This window comes from Mesorhizobium sp. M8A.F.Ca.ET.161.01.1.1 (genome assembly GCF_004792105.1).
GTDB lineage: Bacteria > Pseudomonadota > Alphaproteobacteria > Rhizobiales > Rhizobiaceae > Mesorhizobium.
Map to the genome: position 1 here is coordinate 1 of NZ_SRTD01000083.1, position 436 is coordinate 436.

Here is a 436-nt window from a genome sequence, read left to right on the forward strand (position 1 = left end):
CGACTGGCCGAGATGGGCAGCACCCGCCACTTTTTCGGGCTCCGCAAAAGGCTTTCCATCCACTGCGCCTGCGATCATCCGCACCATGGAAACCGGATAACCGCCGACATCGAGAATGCCGCCGCCGGCGGTTTCATTGGCGAACAGCCGGTGATCGGCCCGGAACGAGCCCATGTTGAAACCGAAGCTGGAGCGGATGATGCGGATATCGCCCACCGCGCGGGCTTTCACCAGTTCCAGCAATTTCGCCGTCTGCGGATGCAGGCGATACATATAGGCTTCACCGGCAAAAACGCCGGCCTTTTTCGCCTCATGGAAAATGGCGTCGGCGTCATAAGCGGAAATCGCGATCGGCTTTTCCACCAGCACGTTTTTGCCCGCCCGGATTGCCTTGATTGCCCACTCGGCATGGCCCGTATGGGGCGTGGCGATATAG

1 protein-coding gene is annotated in these 436 nt (G+C 60.1%); it reads right to left on the bottom strand.

The window, feature by feature from the left end:
• Positions 1 to 436: Gfo/Idh/MocA family oxidoreductase (locus EN804_RS34715; protein WP_135922309.1), on the bottom strand; the 436-nt coding region annotated here is incomplete at both ends.